Raw genomic sequence first — 15,033 nt, 5'->3', positions numbered from 1 at the left:
GCCGTCTGGCACGCATCAGGGCTGTTCCTTCTCACAAGATTCACAAATAACCTCGCGAGATTGCCCTATGCCTCCACACAAGATCCACTCATCTCACACCGCGAGCAGCCTTATGCGACATTTATCTCATTGCATACATGTCAAACCAGGTCACGACGCAGCGGCCATGACTGCCTGTCTGATCGTCTCCGCGACGCTGTCCGGCAGCCCGTCGCCCGGCGCCAGCACCGTAACGTTGGCGTCTCCCTCGCCGCCCTTCCTGCCGGTCCGCGCGCCACCCGACTCGGCGCCCGGCGACGATTCTCCCGCGGGCCCGACCACCACGAACCGCGTCTTCGGATTGCCCTTTGCCACCTTCCGAACGGCCTCGGTCTGGCCCTGTCCGGTGGCCAGCACGATGTCGCACTGCCGCTGGATCAGTCCGTTCATGTGAGGCAGTGCGTTCGCCGTCGACTGCTCGCCCATCACCGGCACATGGGTGACCCGGGCCCGGGTATCGGCCGAGGCGCGCTGCATGCCCTGCCAGACGGGTGCGGCGGGCGTGCCCGCCGTGATGCCCCGGTCCCCGGTGAGCAGACAGGCATTGAAGTCCCGGTACTGGCGCGCCCGCGAGTCCGGCGGGCGCGCCGTGTCCTCGCCGCTCAACAGCCAGACGGCCACGAGCGCACAGGCCACTGCCAGCACCCCGCCCGCCGTCCAGGCGCCGCGTCGGCCGCGCAGGAGCGCCGCCGCCTCGGCGAACAGCTCGTGCGCGGGGCGCCGACGACCTGCCACGGCCGGTGCCTTCTTCCGCCAGGTACGACGGGTCTTCATTCCGCTTCCACCACATCGCCGTCGGGCCGATTCCGCGCCGGCCACGCGCACAGACTGTGTACGGCGGCTCCGAGCGTGGTGCCCAGCAGGAGCAGCAGGTCCACCGCGAACCCGGGCCCTTCGGTCTCGGCCGGGGTGAGTGCTATCCGCAGGCACCAGGCCGCACAGGCGACGGCGAACACCGCACACGCCAGCCAGTCGGCGGGGCGACGTCGCCGTGCGGCGATGACGAGGGCGGGGACGAACGCGAACACTCCCAGCGTGACCACGGGTACCAGGGCCAGCAGGACACGGGGGGCAACCGCCAGGGTCGCCGCCAGAGGTGAACGAGGGGGCGGGGCGGTATCGGCAGGCACGGCAGGCACGGCAGGCTGCACAGTCTTCTCCTTGCGGGGTTACGCACATACGGACTCAGTGACCCATAGGCGCCCGAGACCCGGAGGAATCCGGGCCTGCGGGATGGGCACTCAGTTAAATACCCGGACGAACGGGACGCCGTACGGTACATCGCGGACCTGCGGCAACGGATCGCCGCCGCATCGGAAGCTCCCGTCGGACGTGGTCTGCGTTGATGTGTTCAGCCGCCGCACTGCGCCAGCATCGCCTGCTTGTCCGCGCTGGTGACCGGAAGCGCGTACTTCAGCGAGACCTGCGCGAACCGCACCGCGTACGAGCAGCGGACCGGCTTGTACGGCGGCAGCCAGGTGGCCGGCCCCGAGTCCCGCTTGGCGTTGTTGGCCGGGCCGTCGACCGGGAGGAGATTGAGCGGGTCGTTGGCGATCTGCTGCCGCTTGGTCTCGTTCCAGTGGGCGGCGCCCATCTGCCAGTCGTACGACAGCGGCATGACGTGGTCGATCTGTACCTTGGTGGCCTGCTGCTTGCGCCAGTCGATGGTCGAGCCGGTGTACGGGTCCTTGAGGGTCATCGACACGACCACGCAGTCCGAACCGGAGCGGAACTTCACGTCCTTGCCGTCCCTGGCGAGGAGGTCGTTGCGGGTGTCGCAGCCGTTCCGCGCGAGCGGTATCCCGTCGATCGAGTCCTTCCAGGCGTAGCCGAACTTGTCACGCGCGTACCCGGTCTTCGGGCCCCGCCCCTTCGTCGCCACCTTCTCGATGATCTTCCGGCCGGCCGCCCGGTCCGCCTCGGAGGTGAGCGGCGCGAGCCCCGGCTTCGTACCGTCGGCGTTGTCGAGCGGGCTCGCCCCGAATCCGGTGACGGCCCGTCCGCCGCCCTGCGACCCGCCGCCCTTCTGCCCGGTCCCGGAGGACGTCTGCTCGGGGTCGCAGCCGGCCAGGGCCAGCACAGCCGCCACGCTGAGGGCGGGCAGCATTACTCGGTACGTACGGGGAGATATCACTCGAAGCCGTCCTGACGGGGAGAAAGCCGAACCAGGGAATCGTACGGATGTCTTCCCCCTGACGGGCATTCATGAGCGCGCGCCCGACCGGATGCGGCCGGAATCACACCGTCCGACTCCGTCCTGCCCGCGACGCCCCGCCCTGCCCCGCACCACACCGCCCCGCCCTGCCCTGCCCCGACGAGCGGCCGCGCGGCCCAGCGGGGTCTGGGCGTTGAGCTGCTCGACGATGCCGGGAGAGCCCGCTCCCCACGCGTCGCCCCGCTCCCGGCCGTGACCAACTCCCGGCAGGTCTCCCACGCATCCGGCCCGACCGTCTCCCCGGCCCATTCCCCCGTCACCACAAGAAACCGTCTGGCCCCGACGCCCGCCCGCCAGGGCCAGAACCCAAGATCTTCATGAGTCTTCTAAGGGCTGTCCTGTAATCCCTGGTGGATCGGCGTGCGGCGTCGGATGCGGTGCGTCGCAAGGCGGACGGACTCCCGAATACTGGAGGTATTCGGGCGTTCCGACAACGCGGCGAGGCGCCGTAGCTGCCGTCGCACGCCCGCCAGGGACTACGGGACAGCTCTTAGCGCAGGTGCCGCTGGTTCTGGGGCCTGTACTTGTGCCCGGAGATGTTGACGTTGTTGGTGATGTCACCGACGGAGAAGTTGATCAGTCCGCCGCAGGCGAGGAGACAGAAGCCGGGGGTCGGACCGGGCGGATTGGGGGCGGACGTGACCTGGACGGTCGTGGTGTTGTTGGAGGCGTCGCACTCCGCGTTGCCGTTGTAGGCGGCGGTGATGGTGTGCGCGCCGGCGGTGGTGAACGTGGCGGTGTAGCCGGCCTGGCCGTTGGCGTTGACGAGCACGGTGCCGAGCTCGTCGCTGCCGTCGAAGAACGTCACGCCGAGCCCGCCGGTGGGGTCGGCAGGACAGTCGACCGTGGCCTGCAGTTGCACCGCAGTGCCCACCTCCGCGGACTGCGGAGTGGCCGTCACCGTGGTGCTCGACGATACGGCCCAGGCGGGCGAGGCCAGCCCCAGTACGGTGGCCAGGGCTGTGGCGACGACCAGTTTCCCTCTGCGTTGTGCGATTCTCACCGGTTCGGCTCCTTGTTCTGTCGCCAGGCCCGCAGGGCGCGGGCGCCGTGGAGCTTCACGCTATGGCGATCTCTTTTGCTTTCCAGGGAGGCGGCGCCCACAAGTGACCTGGTTGGATCAGCAGCCTGGACCGGTGTGTGCGGTGCTTCTTTTCCCGATGTCCGGGTGTCAGATGCCGGGCGGGGCGACCCGGGTGTAGGTCAGCCCGGGGCTGGTGCCGCCCGCCGTGGTGACGGTCACCGTGGCCGGGCCTGCGGGTCCCGCGGGTACGACCGCTGTGATCTGTGTGCCCGACACAACGGTGAATGAGACGGCCGTACCCCCGAAGGTGACGGCCGAGGTGGTGGCCAGGTTCGTGCCGGTGAGGGTGACCACGGTGCCCGCGGACGTCGGACCGGTACTGGGTACCAGTGCCGTCAGGGTGGGCGTGGCGACATAGGTGAAGGCGACGGGGTTGCTCGTGCCGCCCGAGGTGATCACCGTGATCGGTGAACTGCCCGTTCCCGGTGGGGCGGTGGCCGTGATCTGTGTCGCCGACACCACGGTGAAGGAGGCGGCGTTGGTGGCGCCGAAGCGAACGGCAGCGGCGTTGAGCAGATTGCTCCCGGTCAGTGTGACCACCACGCCACCGGCCGTCGGGCCCTGGGCGGGGGCGACACTGTTGAGGACGGGAGGAGCGGCATAGAAGAAGAATGCGTCCGGGGCGCTGGTGCCCCCCGGTGTCGTGACGGTCACCACTGCGGCCCCGGCACTTCCGGCGGGTGTCACGGCGGTGATCTGGGTGTCCGAGTTCACCGTGAACGACGCCGCCGGGAACCCGGCGAAGGTGACCGCCGTGGCCCCGGTGAACCCGGTTCCCGTCAGGGTGACACTGGTGCCGCCCGACGTCGGACCGCTGCTGGGCGCCACACCCGTGACCACCGGCACCTGCGCCACGACATAGGTGAACGTCACCGAGTTGCTGTTGCCGGTCGGCTGGAGGACGGTCACCGCCGCCGCACCCGCGGCGTGGGGCGGGCTCACAGCCGTGATCTGGGTGGCCGAGTTGACGGTGAAGGAGGTGGCGTTGGTGCTGCCGAACCGTACGGCGGTGGACCCCGTCATCCCGGTGCCGGTGAGGGTGACGGTGGTACCCCCGGTGGTGGGCCCTTGCGAGGGATTGATGGTACTGATCGTGGGCGGCATGAGGATGCTCCTATGTCGGCCTGGGCGAAGCCCGGGGTGACGCGGATACCGGTCCGGGCTGGGAGAAACCGCCGCATCTGGGGCGTCGGCGGATGAGGGACGTCCGTCCATCGAGGATCACGTGGTCGGGTGGCGGAGAGGGTGAGAACTACCGCCCGGGAAGCGGTGGTCAAGGCACGCTGCCGCCCGGTGAAGACCGGGCGGCAGCGTGGGTGGGGGTCAGATGCCGGGAGCCGCGACGTAGGTGAAGGCGTCGGCGGCCGTGTCGGAGCCGGCCAGGTTGGTCACCACCACGTCGACCGCGCCGGCGGTGCCGGGCGGCGTCACCGCCGAGACCGTGGTGGAGCTCACCACGGAGAACGGTGCCGGGTTGCCGTCGAAGGTGACCGACTGGGTGGTGGCGAGGTTGGTGCCGGTGATGGTCACCCCCGTACCGCCGGACGTCGGCCCGGAGGCCGGTGCGACAGTGGTCACAGTGGGGACGTCCACGTAGGTGTAGGACAGACCGTTGTTCGTCCCGCCCGCAGTGGTCACGCTCACTCCGACGGGGCCCGCCACTGCGCCCGCCGGCACGGTGACGGTGAGCTGGGTGTCGGAGACGACCGTCGGCGTGGCGGTGTTGGCGCCGAAAGACACACTGGTGGCCGTCGCCAGCCCAACACCGTTGATCGTGGCCGTGTTGCCGCCCGCCAGGGGGCCGGAGGTCGGCGCGAGCGAGGACTTGAACGGGGCTCCGACGTAGAAGAACTGAATCGGGTTGCTCGTGCCGCCCGCGGTGGTCACGGTCACCCCGACGGGGCCGGTGCCCGAGGGCGATACGGCCGTGACCTGGGTCGGTGAGACGTTGGTGACGTTGGTGGCCGGCTTGGTGCCGAAGGTGACGGCGGTGGTGCCGGACAGGTTCGTACCGGTGATGGTCACCAGAGTGCCACCGCCGGTGGATCCCTGGTTCGGAGAGATGGGCATGGAGAGACTCCTCGCTGACAGGATGGGACAGAGGACACGGCGGAACCGGGGGCTGCCGGGTCGGCCTTCGCGGAGACCCTTGCGGGAGGACGGGCGGCTGAACCGTGCCGTCGGGTCGACGGAGTTCCCTCATAGGTGCACAAAGGAAGAACCGGCAGACACCGCCCTTTGTCGTGTTCCCCGGTCTTGGGATGGGCGGCCCACCGGTTCGCTGCTTCAAGTACTCCACAGGGAGCCATCCCTGACAAGGCGCCAATCACGGGACTTGGATGGCAAAACGCGCCACGGCGAGCGCCTGCGTACCACCGGCGTACTCCATCGGCCTCCGCCTGGCGCACAAAACAAGCCAGCCGGCACCGCGCAAGCGGCACCGACTGGCGATCCAACCCCTCGGAGTGCCCATCGCGATCCCGGCAGACCTGCACCCTCCCCACGTGTGAAGAGTGACAACCCACCCCGGCACCACGCTCCCCGAGCGGTACGGGCTGCCCATTGGTTGGATAACTTCAGTAACCCAGGTCCCGGCATATGCCACAAGCCCCAGGTTGCCGTGTCACTCGATCGGAGCAGTCGTGCGGGACAGGTGTGCTCGATGCCTGTCCCTGGGGTGACAACAAGGGCGCCCGTGTCTGGGCCGCCCACGACGTGCCCGGCCGGCCCGTCTCCCGGCTCGATCGAAATCCGGGGCACTGCTCACTCGGGAACGAACTCGTACTGCACCTCGTACAGATGGCCCGCTTTGACCATGACGGTCGCTTCGATGGGCCGTTCGTCGTCGCTGTAGACGACGCGCAGCGTCCGCAGAACCGGCAGCCCACCGGGCAGCCGGAGTGCCTGATACTGATCCTGCGTGGGCACCCGCGCGGACACGCGGTCCACACTGAGCCGGAGTGGGTAGCCCATTTCCGCGAGCAGGGTCGGCGTGCCACCGGGGATCTTTCGGTGCTCCGCCATCGCCGTGCCCCGGGCGATCTCCAGCGGGTAGTACGACGCAACGAGCTCGGCAGGTTCGTCGTCGACCATGAGAAGTTGTCGCCGCAGGAGTGCGGTGCCGGACTTCGAGAGCCGGAGCGCTTCGACAACGTCTGCCGGCGGTTCGACCTCGACGACCTCAAGGAGTGTGCTGTGCGCGCGGGAGCCGCTCTTGGCCGCTTCGGTCAGCCAGCGGTACGGCTCGCCCGAACCTGCCGGAGCCATGTACGAGGCCGGCCGCACGGTTCGCTGTCGGTGTTCGCGGACCGTCACCGCGGCACCCGCCCTGCCGACCACCAACTGTTCGTCCTTGAGCAGCTGCAGTGCCTTCTGCACCGTCGCGTTCGAGGCGTTGAACCGCGCCTTGAGGTGCACGGTGGACGGCAGACTGGCACCGGGAGCAAGGTCCCCGCCCATGATCTGATCCCTGAGGTCGGCCGCGATGCGCTCGTGCAGCGAGCGGCGGTCGACGACATCCGCTTCGGGTCTGGGCACAGTCATCCGATCCTGATCTCGTACCGCAACTTCTGGCGCCGTGGCGGCATGGCCATCACGTCGACCTGAATGGGACGGTCCGCGTCGTCCAGCGTGAGCCGGGTCAGTTGCAGTACGGGTTCACCGGCCGTCAAACGCAGTTGCTCCCGCTCGTACTCGGTCGCCTGCCGCGCGGTCACGTCCTCGCGTACACGTACGCCGACATGACCCAGCTCCGCCAGAAGCCTGATCGCCCCGCCCGGAATCTTGGCGGTCCCTGCCAGGCCGGTACCGCCCGCGATGCCCACGGGATAGTACGTATCCGTCAACTCGCACGGCTCACCGTCGAGATACATGATCCTGCGCCGGGCAATGACGCTCTGCCTCTCGGGCATACCCAGCAACTCCGCGACCGCCCCCGGAGCCTCCGCCTCGCCCGCCTGCACAATGCGCTGACTGCCCCGACGGCCCTCTGCGGCAGCCTCCGCAGCCCAGACGTCACCTCGGACTCCGGGAGACGCGGCGAGGTACGGCACCGAAGTGCTGATCCATTCACTGCCGCCCATGTCCTTCTCCTCCGTAGCCAACGCCCGTACCAGCCTGCCGCATCACTCGGTAGGCGATCGGGTCGCACCCCCCACAGAGTAAACCTTGCTGCTTTTCGTGAATAGCAGCACAGTCATCATCACCTTACGGCCCGCGAGCAAGGCGGTGAACCACCGTGTCCCTGTCGCAGCAACGACGCTTTCCCCGCAGGCGCACCTCCGTTGGTGCCTCACGCGACTTCGTCGTCGATGTCCTCATCGAGTGGGATCTCCATCCTCTGATCGAGGACATAAAGCTGTGCGTCTCGGAACTCACCACCAACGCGTTGCTGCATGGCGCGCCACCCGGGCGCGAGTTCTGCGTCGGACTCCACCGGGGCGAGGAGCTGGTGCGCCTGGAGGTCCGTGACAGCGGACCCGGTCGGCCGGTGGTCCAGTGCCCCGAGGACGACGTCTGTTCCGGGCGCGGGTTACACCTGGCGAGCGAACTCGCCGACGGCTCCGGGGTCGATGATCACGTCGTCGGCAAGACCGTGTGGCTGGTGTTCAAAACCGCGCCCGCGCCCCTCACGACCCCAGGATCGTCGTGAGGAACTCCCCCGTCCACGCCAGCAGTTCACGGCCGACCACCGGCTTGCCGCCGATTCTGCCGGTGGTGGGGCGGGGGACCAGGATCTGGTGGACGGCCGGCTTGATGACCGTCTTCGGGTAGAGGCGCTTCAGGCGGAGCTCCTGCGATTCGCGCAGCTCGACCGGGGCGAACCGGATGTTCGAGCCCTGGAGCACGATCTCGCCGACGCCGCAGGCGCGGGCCAGCATGCGCAGGCCCGCGACCAGGAGCAGGTTCTCGACCGGTTCGGGGAGCTTGCCGTAGCGGTCGGTGAGTTCCTCGCGGACCGCCCTGATGTCGTCCTCGGTGTTGGCGGAGGCGATGGCGCGGTACGCCTGGAGGCGCAGCCGCTCGCCGGGCGCGTAGTCGTGGGGGACGTGGGCGTCGACCGGGAGCTCGATCTTGACCTCCAGGGGCGGTTCCTCCTCCACGCCGCCTTCGAGGGAGGCCCGGTAGTCGGCGACCGCCTCACCGACCATGCGTACATAGAGGTCGAAGCCGACGCCCGCGATGTGGCCGGACTGTTCGCCGCCCAGGAGGTTTCCGGCGCCGCGGATTTCGAGGTCCTTCATCGCCACGTACATGCCCGCGCCCATCTCGGTGTGCTGGGCGATCGTGGCCAGGCGCTCGTGGGCCGTCTCGGTGAGGGGCTTCTCCGGGGGGTAGAGGAAGTACGCGTAACCGCGCTCGCGGCCACGGCCCACGCGGCCGCGCAGCTGGTGGAGCTGGGAGAGGCCGAAGTTGTCGCCGCGCTCCACGATCAGGGTGTTGGCGTTGGAGATGTCGATGCCGGACTCGACGATCGTCGTGGAGACCAGGACGTCGAACTTCTTCTCCCAGAAGTCCACCACCACTTGTTCCAGGGCCTGTTCGGACATCTGGCCGTGGGCGGTGGCGATCCTCGCCTCGGGGACGATCTCGCGCAGTCGCGCGGCGGCCCGGTCGATCGACTCGACGCGGTTGTGGATGTAGAACGCCTGGCCCTCGCGGAGCAGTTCACGGCGGATGGCCGCGCCGATCTGCTTCTCCTCGTAGGGGCCGACGAAGGTGAGGACCGGGTGGCGCTCCTCGGGCGGCGTGGTGATCGTCGACATCTCGCGGATGCCGGTCACGGCCATTTCGAGCGTACGGGGGATGGGCGTCGCGGACATGGTGAGGACGTCCACGTTGGCGCGGAGCTTCTTCAGCTGCTCCTTGTGCTCGACGCCGAAGCGCTGTTCCTCGTCGACGATGACCAGGCCCAGGTCCTTGAACCTCGTCTCGGAGGAGAAGAGGCGGTGGGTGCCGATGACCAGGTCGACGGAGCCTTCGCGGAGCCCTTCGAGAGTCGACTTGGACTCGGACTCCGACTGGAAGCGGCTGAGCGCCCGCACATTGACCGGGAATTGCGCATAGCGCTCGGTGAACGTGCCGTAGTGCTGCTGGACCAGGAGGGTGGTCGGGACGAGAACGGCCACCTGCTTGCCGTCCTGGACCGCCTTGAACGCCGCCCGCACGGCGATCTCCGTCTTGCCGTAGCCGACGTCGCCGCAGATCAGCCGGTCCATCGGGACGGACTTCTCCATGTCCTCCTTGACCTCGGCGATGGTGGAGAGCTGGTCGGGCGTCTCCGCGTACGGGAAGGCGTCCTCCAGCTCGCGCTGCCAGGGGGTGTCGGGGCCGAAGACGTGGCCGGGCGCCGCCATCCGCGCCGAGTAGAGCTTGATCAGGTCGGCGGCGATCTCCTTGACCGCCTTCTTGGCGCGCGCCTTGGTCTTCGTCCAGTCGGCGCCGCCGAGCCGGTGCAGGGTGGGCGCCTCGCCGCCGACGTACTTGGTGACCTGTTCCAGCTGGTCGGTCGGGATGTAGAGGCGGTCGCCGGGCTGGCCCCGCTTGGCGGGGGCGTATTCGACCAGGAGGTACTCGCGGGTGGCGCCCTGCACGGTGCGCTGCACCATCTCGATGTAGCGGCCCACACCGTGCTGTTCGTGGACGATGTAGTCGCCGGTCTCCAGTGTCAGCGGGTCGATCGTCTTGCGGCGGCGGGCCGGCATCCGGCCCAGGTCCTTGGTGGCGGTGCGCTGGCCGGTCAGGTCCGTCTCGGTGAGGACGGCGAGCCCGAGCGCCGGATCGATGAAGCCCTGGTCGATCGCGCCGCAGGAGACGTGGACCAGCGACGGGGAGATCTCCGCCAGGTCGGGGTCCAGGCGGGCGGCGATGCCCTCGCCGCTCAGCACCTCGACGGTACGGGAGGCGAGCCCCTGGCCCTCGGTGACGTACACCGTGCGCCAGCCGTCGGCGATCCAGCCCTTGGTGTCGGCGAGCGCGCGGGCGGTGTCGCCCCGGTACGACTCCGGGGCGTGCATCGCGAGCTTGAGGGTGTCCTCGTCGAGCTCGTCGTCCGCGGCGAACGGGGAGACCGACCACCACATCATCTCCAGCTCGCGGGCCCGGTCGCGGACGTCCGCGATGCCCCGCAGGGAGGCCGCGCCGACATCGATCGGGGCCTCGCCGCCACCGGCCGTCGCCGCCCAGGACGCCTGGAGGAACTCCTGGCTGGTGGCGACCAGGTCGGCCGCCCTGGTACGGACCCGCTCCGGGTCGCAGACCAGCGCCATCGAGCCCTTGGGCAGGACGTCGAGCAGCAGCTCCATGTCGTCGACGAGGACCGGGGCGAGGGACTCCATGCCCTCCACCGCGATCCCCTCGGCGATCTTGCCGAGCAGTTCGCCCAGCTCCGGGTGGAGCTCGGCGAGGGCGGCGGCTCGCTCGCGCACCTCGTCGGTCAGCAGCAGCTCACGGCAGGGCGGCGCCCACAGCCCGTGCTCGGCGATCTCCAGCGACCGCTGGTCGGCGATCTTGAAGTAGCGGATCTCCTCGACGTCGTCGCCCCAGAATTCCACCCGAAGGGGGTGCTCCTCGGTCGGCGGGAAGACGTCCAGGATGCCGCCGCGCACCGCGAATTCGCCACGCTTCTCGACCAGTTCGACCCGGGAGTACGCGGCTGCCGCGAGCGCCTCGACCGTCTTGCCGAGGTCGGCGCTCTGTCCGATGCGCAGCGCCACGGGCTCCAGGTCGCCGAGCCCCTTGACCTGCGGCTGGAGCACGGAGCGGACCGGTGCGACGACGACCTTGACCGGGCCGGTCTCCGGGTCGTCCGTCCGCGGGTGCGCCAGGCGCCGCAGCACGGCGAGGCGGCGGCCCACGGTGTCGGAGCGGGGCGAGAGCCGCTCGTGCGGCAGGGTCTCCCAGGACGGGAACTCCGCGATCGTGTCCGGCGGCAGCAGGGTGCGCAGCGCGGCCGCCAGGTCTTCGGCCTCCCGGCCGGTCGCGGTGACGGCGAGCACGGTCCGCCCGGCCTCACGGGCCAGCGCGGCCACGGCGAAGGGGCGGGCGGCGGGCGGACCGACGAGGTCGACATGCATCCGGTGGCCGTCGGTGGCGGCCTTCACCGCTTCGGAGAGTGCCGGGTCACGTACGACGACATCCAGCAGACCGTGCAGGCTCATGAAGGGCTTCCGTCCGGGTAACGAGGGCGAGGTCTGGCAGCCGGCTGCTGCCAGGGGGCAACGCGAAGGACCCGACACGTCTCACGGGCCGGGGGTTCAAGCCTACGACTCCCCCGTGGCAGCCGCGTGCGCAATCGCCCCGCGGCGCACGGCGCGCGGCCCGATTACGACGGCGGACGGCGCGCGGCCGCCGGTCCGCCCCGGGGCCGGCGCACTGCCGGGACCGGTCCGGTTCGGTCGGCGCCGCCCGTCGCGCGTCCGGCACCGCTCGTCGCGGACCACGCACCGTTCATCTCCGTATCCCACACAGTTGTGTCCGGGATCGTCACAGAAACGGTCCCAGCGTCTACGCTTTGGCCGAAGATTCCACAGACAGTTGCACGGGCAGCGAGTACGGCAGCCGTCGACCAGCACTCAAGGGCGACCCCCGGAGGTGCGCGGCCGCGCATGGACCAGGCGGGGGCACACGTGGGCGACAACGAGATGTCCGTATTCGGGGTCTCGGAGGCCGAGGAAGAGATCTACCGGCACTTCCTGCGCAACCCCGGCACCGCCACCGACGACCTGCACCTCCTGCTGCACATCGACCCGCAGGTCGCCCGCTCGTGCGTCGACCGCCTCCAGGAGCTCGGGCTGCTGCATCCGGAAGGCCCCGACCAGCGCATTTTCCCGACGGACCCCGAGGTCGCGCTGGCCCGGCTGATCGATTTACGCCTGCACGCCCTCCACCAGGAGCTGCAACGCGTCACCCGGTCCCGCCATGTCATCGACGGTCTACGCGCGGAGCAGGGAGCGCGAAGACCCCCTCCGCCGGGCATCGAGCAGCTGGAGGGGCTCGCCCAGATCCGCAACCGGATCGACGACCTCGCCTTCTTCGCCCGGGACGAGATCCTCTCCGTGGAGCCGTACACGAAGCTGTCGCCCGAGAACATCGCCCGCTCGCGCCCGCTGGATCTGCGCTGTCTGCGGCGCGGTGTGCGCATCCGGAACGTCGTCGCACAGGCCGCGCTGCGGGATCCGGCGACCGCCGCCTATCTGCGGGAGCTGGCCGCGCACGGGGCCTCGATCCGGGTGACGGCGCACACCGCCGAACGGCTGCTGGTGTACGACCGCAGAGCCGCGCTGGTCCCCCTGGACCCGCGCGACACCTCGCGCGGCGCGCTGCTCGCCCACCGCAGCGGTCTGGTCTCCAACATCATCGCCCTCTTCGAGAAGATCTGGGACCAGGCGGACGATCTCTCGCAGGCGAGCGGCGAGGACACCGGGACGGCGGACGACGGCCTGTCGGAGACCGAGCGGCGGGTGCTGGTGTCGATGTGCACCGTGGGCAAGGACGAGGCGGGCGCCCGGGAGCTGGGCGTCTCGGTGCGCACCTACCGGCGGTACGTCGCCGATCTGATGCAGAAGCTCTGCGCGGCGAGCCGCGCCCAGGCGGCGCTGCTGGCCCGGGAGCGCGGCTGGATCTGAGCGCGGGTCGCGGTCCCGGGCTCCTGGCGCGGGCCCGCCCGGACCGGCTTCCGCATCGCTCCCGCACCCTCACCGCTCCTCCGCCCAGCCCTCCAGTGCCCGGTCGGCGAGGGCACTGGAGACGGCACGGCGGACCGCCCGCCCGTCGACGGCAGGGGTCAGGGCGATGCGCAGGGCGATCCGGTCGGGGCCCACCGCTCGCGGCGTGCAGGCCCAGTGGGCGGGGAGCAGACTCAACAGGCGTACGACGGTGGTCTCGCCGGTCGGGGCGGCGCCGTCCCGGCGGACGGCGACCACATCGACATGGCCCGGGGCGTGCACGGCCTCCGGCCCGGGGGCGGCCTCCCTGTCGGGGCGGGTCACGGCGTGCCCCCTTCCGGGGCCAGCACCTGTCGGGCGGCCGAGGCCATCGCCGCGATCCCGGCCGGCAGGGCGGTACGCACGTCCGGGGCGAACTCCGGCGCGTGGTTGGGCGGTACGCGCGGCCCGCCGCCCCGGGCGGCGCGCCACTGCCGCACCCCGGTCACGCCGAGCATCCAGTACACCGTCGCCACGCCCCCGGAGCCGAACGCCGAGAAGTCCTCGGTCGCCGTGAGGGGACCGCAGTCCGCCACCCGCTCCGGGCCGAACAGCGCCTCGTGGGCCCCGCGTACGGACGCGGTGGCGGCGGCGTCGGTCAGCAGGGCGGGCGAACGCGCGGTGACGGCGAAGTCCGGTTCCCGCGGGCAGCCGGACGCCGCGCTCTCGGCCCTTACGATCCGCAGCGCGGCGGCCGTCATCCGGTCGAGCACCGGCTCGGACAGCGCCCTCATGCACAGGGCCAGTTCGGCCTTCTCCGGGATCACGTTGCCGCGTTCTCCGGCCCGCAGCATTCCGATGCTCAGCACCGCCTGCTCGGCCGGCGCGGTCTCCCGCGAGACGACGGACTGGAGCCGCAGGACGGTGGCCGCCGCCGCCAGGACCGGGTCGACGGCGAGGTGCGGGGTACCGGCGTGACCGCCGCGGCCGTAGAGGGTGACGTCCACCGCCGCGCTGGCCGCCATCAGCGGGGTGCGGAAGTCCGCGGCGTGCGCGAGGGTGCCGGCGGGCGCGGGCGAGCTGTGCTGGGCGAGGACCGCGTCCGGAGTGCCGAACCGCTCGTACAGCCCGTCCGCCAGCATGTCCCGTGCCCCGGTCAGCGTCTCCTCGGCGGGCTGGCCCGCCACCAGGACGGTGCCGCTCCATCCGGAGCGCGTCCGGGAGAGTTCGGCCACCGCTCCGGCGACCGCGGCGAGATGGAGGTCGTGGCCGCAGGCGTGCATCACGCCGGGCACGGTGCTCGCGTAGGCGAGGCCGGTGCGCTCGGTGACCGGGAGCGCGTCGAGTTCGGTGCGGAGCATGACGGTCGGACCGGCTCCGTTGCGCAGGACGCCCACGAGTCCGTGGCCGCCGCCGACCTTGCGGGTGACCGTGCAGCCGCTCGCCTCCAGCCGGGCGGCGAACCGGTCGGCGGTGCGCCGCTCCGTCCCGGAGAGCTCCGGGTGGGCATGCACATCGAGGTACAGCTCGACCGCGGGACGCAGCACCGCTCGCGGGACGGCCGGGGGCGGTACCGGCGGCGGGGGTTCGGGTGGGGTGGGGTTCTCCTTCATGTCATCTCACCTCGTTCCGCTGGGGCGGGTGGGGTCCGGTCCATGAGCCTGCGCCGCACCGGCTTCAGGAATTCGGCGTTCCGCTGTCATGGGGTGCCAGCGATCTGACAGCGGAAGCGCGGCCGATCTGACAGCGGCCCCCGCTGCAATGGCAATGACGCAGGGGAACAGCGCCGGATCGGCCGGCCGGTCCCCACGACCCAAGGGAGAACACCATGGCCCCCAAGACCGAGCTCGCCACCCTCGCCGACGAGATCCTGGAGCTGGAGTCGGAGACCTTCGAGATCTCGGACTACTCGGACGCGGCGGAGGTCGTGCTCGCCGGTTCGACGTCCTGCTCCTCGACGTCGACCTGCTCCAGCACCACCAGCACCACCTCCTGCTGCGCCTGACCCGGTCGCACCTCGCGCAGGTCCACAAGCCCTCTTCGCGGAACGC

General features: G+C 70.4%; 14 protein-coding genes. 3 read left to right on the top strand and 11 right to left on the bottom strand.

Features of this window, described 5'->3' with window-relative positions; all coding sequences use genetic code 11:
• Positions 1 to 150: 150 nt before the first annotated feature.
• From ACIOMQ_RS26575 to ACIOMQ_RS26540, 8 genes are all read right to left on the bottom strand, one after another.
• The gene (locus tag ACIOMQ_RS26575) at positions 151 to 813 is read right to left on the bottom strand and encodes a BMP family ABC transporter substrate-binding protein (protein ID WP_402190644.1); all 663 of its coding nucleotides are present in this window, start codon (positions 811 to 813) and stop codon (positions 151 to 153) included.
• Positions 810 to 1,169, bottom strand: coding sequence for a hypothetical protein (locus tag ACIOMQ_RS26570; RefSeq protein WP_402190641.1), 360 nt, complete (start codon positions 1,167 to 1,169; stop codon positions 810 to 812). The genes ACIOMQ_RS26575 and ACIOMQ_RS26570 overlap by 4 nt, the downstream gene beginning before the upstream one ends.
• 221 nt (positions 1,170 to 1,390) lie before the next feature.
• Positions 1,391 to 2,173, bottom strand: coding sequence for an HNH endonuclease family protein (locus ACIOMQ_RS26565; protein WP_401757363.1), 783 nt, complete (start codon positions 2,171 to 2,173; stop codon positions 1,391 to 1,393).
• 571 nt (positions 2,174 to 2,744) lie between these two features.
• A complete protein-coding gene (locus tag ACIOMQ_RS26560; protein WP_362199944.1) occupies positions 2,745 to 3,257 on the bottom strand; it encodes an Ig-like domain-containing protein in 513 nt (170 codons plus the stop codon).
• Between the two features lie 168 nt (positions 3,258 to 3,425).
• On the bottom strand, positions 3,426 to 4,442 hold the full coding sequence (locus tag ACIOMQ_RS26555) for an IPT/TIG domain-containing protein (RefSeq protein ID WP_402190638.1): 1,017 nt from the start codon (positions 4,440 to 4,442) through the stop codon (positions 3,426 to 3,428).
• A 219-nt stretch (positions 4,443 to 4,661) separates the two neighbouring features.
• Positions 4,662 to 5,408, bottom strand: coding sequence for an IPT/TIG domain-containing protein (locus tag ACIOMQ_RS26550; protein WP_401266572.1), 747 nt, complete (start codon positions 5,406 to 5,408; stop codon positions 4,662 to 4,664).
• A gap of 693 nt (positions 5,409 to 6,101) precedes the next feature.
• Positions 6,102 to 6,881, bottom strand: coding sequence for a GntR family transcriptional regulator (locus ACIOMQ_RS26545; protein ID WP_362199935.1), 780 nt, complete (start codon positions 6,879 to 6,881; stop codon positions 6,102 to 6,104).
• Positions 6,878 to 7,420 (bottom strand): GntR family transcriptional regulator, encoded by a 543-nt coding sequence (locus tag ACIOMQ_RS26540; protein WP_402190634.1) that lies wholly within the window; start codon positions 7,418 to 7,420, stop codon positions 6,878 to 6,880. Before ACIOMQ_RS26540 ends, ACIOMQ_RS26545 begins: the two co-directional genes overlap by 4 nt.
• Positions 7,421 to 7,575: 155 nt before the next feature.
• On the opposite strand from ACIOMQ_RS26540, the gene ACIOMQ_RS26535 reads away from it, so the two are divergent.
• On the top strand, positions 7,576 to 7,989 hold the full coding sequence (locus tag ACIOMQ_RS26535) for an ATP-binding protein (RefSeq protein ID WP_401757367.1): 414 nt from the start codon (positions 7,576 to 7,578) through the stop codon (positions 7,987 to 7,989).
• On the opposite strand, the gene mfd is transcribed toward ACIOMQ_RS26535, so the two are convergent.
• Positions 7,967 to 11,497 carry a transcription-repair coupling factor gene (mfd, locus tag ACIOMQ_RS26530; protein ID WP_401757369.1) on the bottom strand — a complete coding sequence of 1,177 codons (3,531 nt, stop codon included), beginning with the start codon at positions 11,495 to 11,497 and terminating at the stop codon, positions 7,967 to 7,969. The two genes, ACIOMQ_RS26535 and mfd, sit on opposite strands and share 23 nt — an antisense overlap.
• 468 nt (positions 11,498 to 11,965) lie before the next feature.
• Here mfd and ACIOMQ_RS26525 point away from each other — a divergent pair, with 468 nt between their 5' ends.
• A complete protein-coding gene (locus ACIOMQ_RS26525) occupies positions 11,966 to 12,964 on the top strand; it encodes a LuxR C-terminal-related transcriptional regulator (RefSeq protein WP_362200022.1) in 999 nt (332 codons plus the stop codon).
• Positions 12,965 to 13,033: 69 nt separating this feature from the next.
• Here ACIOMQ_RS26525 and ACIOMQ_RS26520 read toward each other — a convergent pair whose 3' ends face one another.
• Together ACIOMQ_RS26520 and ACIOMQ_RS26515 are read right to left on the bottom strand one after the other, a co-directional pair.
• On the bottom strand, positions 13,034 to 13,327 hold the full coding sequence (locus tag ACIOMQ_RS26520; RefSeq protein ID WP_389795634.1) for a hypothetical protein: 294 nt from the start codon (positions 13,325 to 13,327) through the stop codon (positions 13,034 to 13,036).
• Positions 13,324 to 14,595, bottom strand: coding sequence for an amidohydrolase (locus ACIOMQ_RS26515; protein ID WP_401266563.1), 1,272 nt, complete (start codon positions 14,593 to 14,595; stop codon positions 13,324 to 13,326). The genes ACIOMQ_RS26520 and ACIOMQ_RS26515 overlap by 4 nt, the downstream gene beginning before the upstream one ends.
• A gap of 215 nt (positions 14,596 to 14,810) precedes the next feature.
• Here ACIOMQ_RS26515 and ACIOMQ_RS26510 point away from each other — a divergent pair, with 215 nt between their 5' ends.
• A complete protein-coding gene (locus ACIOMQ_RS26510) occupies positions 14,811 to 14,987 on the top strand; it encodes a thiazolylpeptide-type bacteriocin (protein WP_073790073.1) in 177 nt (58 codons plus the stop codon).
• The last annotated feature ends 46 nt before the right edge of the window (positions 14,988 to 15,033 follow it).

The organism is Streptomyces sp. NPDC087845, from assembly GCF_044742755.1.
Classification (GTDB): domain Bacteria; phylum Actinomycetota; class Actinomycetes; order Streptomycetales; family Streptomycetaceae; genus Streptomyces.
The sequence above is the reverse complement of the archived record's forward strand: the minus strand, read 5'-3'. Positions and strand labels throughout refer to the sequence as shown.

Bases quoted from the DNA above. Each gene is read 5' to 3' on its own strand.
- ACIOMQ_RS26550 (WP_401266572.1), bottom strand. From the start codon at position 5,408: ATGCCCATCTCTCCGAACCAGGGATCCACCGGCGGTGGCACTCTGGTG.
- ACIOMQ_RS26540 (WP_402190634.1), bottom strand. From the start codon at position 7,420: ATGGGCGGCAGTGAATGGATCAGCACTTCGGTGCCGTACCTCGCCGCG.
- mfd (WP_401757369.1), bottom strand. From the start codon at position 11,497: ATGAGCCTGCACGGTCTGCTGGATGTCGTCGTACGTGACCCGGCACTC.
- ACIOMQ_RS26545 (WP_362199935.1), bottom strand. From the start codon at position 6,881: ATGACTGTGCCCAGACCCGAAGCGGATGTCGTCGACCGCCGCTCGCTG.
- ACIOMQ_RS26515 (WP_401266563.1), bottom strand. From the start codon at position 14,595: ATGAAGGAGAACCCCACCCCACCCGAACCCCCGCCGCCGGTACCGCCC.
- ACIOMQ_RS26575 (WP_402190644.1), bottom strand. From the start codon at position 813: ATGAAGACCCGTCGTACCTGGCGGAAGAAGGCACCGGCCGTGGCAGGT.
- ACIOMQ_RS26510 (WP_073790073.1), top strand. From the start codon at position 14,811: ATGGCCCCCAAGACCGAGCTCGCCACCCTCGCCGACGAGATCCTGGAG.
- ACIOMQ_RS26555 (WP_402190638.1), bottom strand. From the start codon at position 4,442: ATGCCGCCCACGATCAGTACCATCAATCCCTCGCAAGGGCCCACCACC.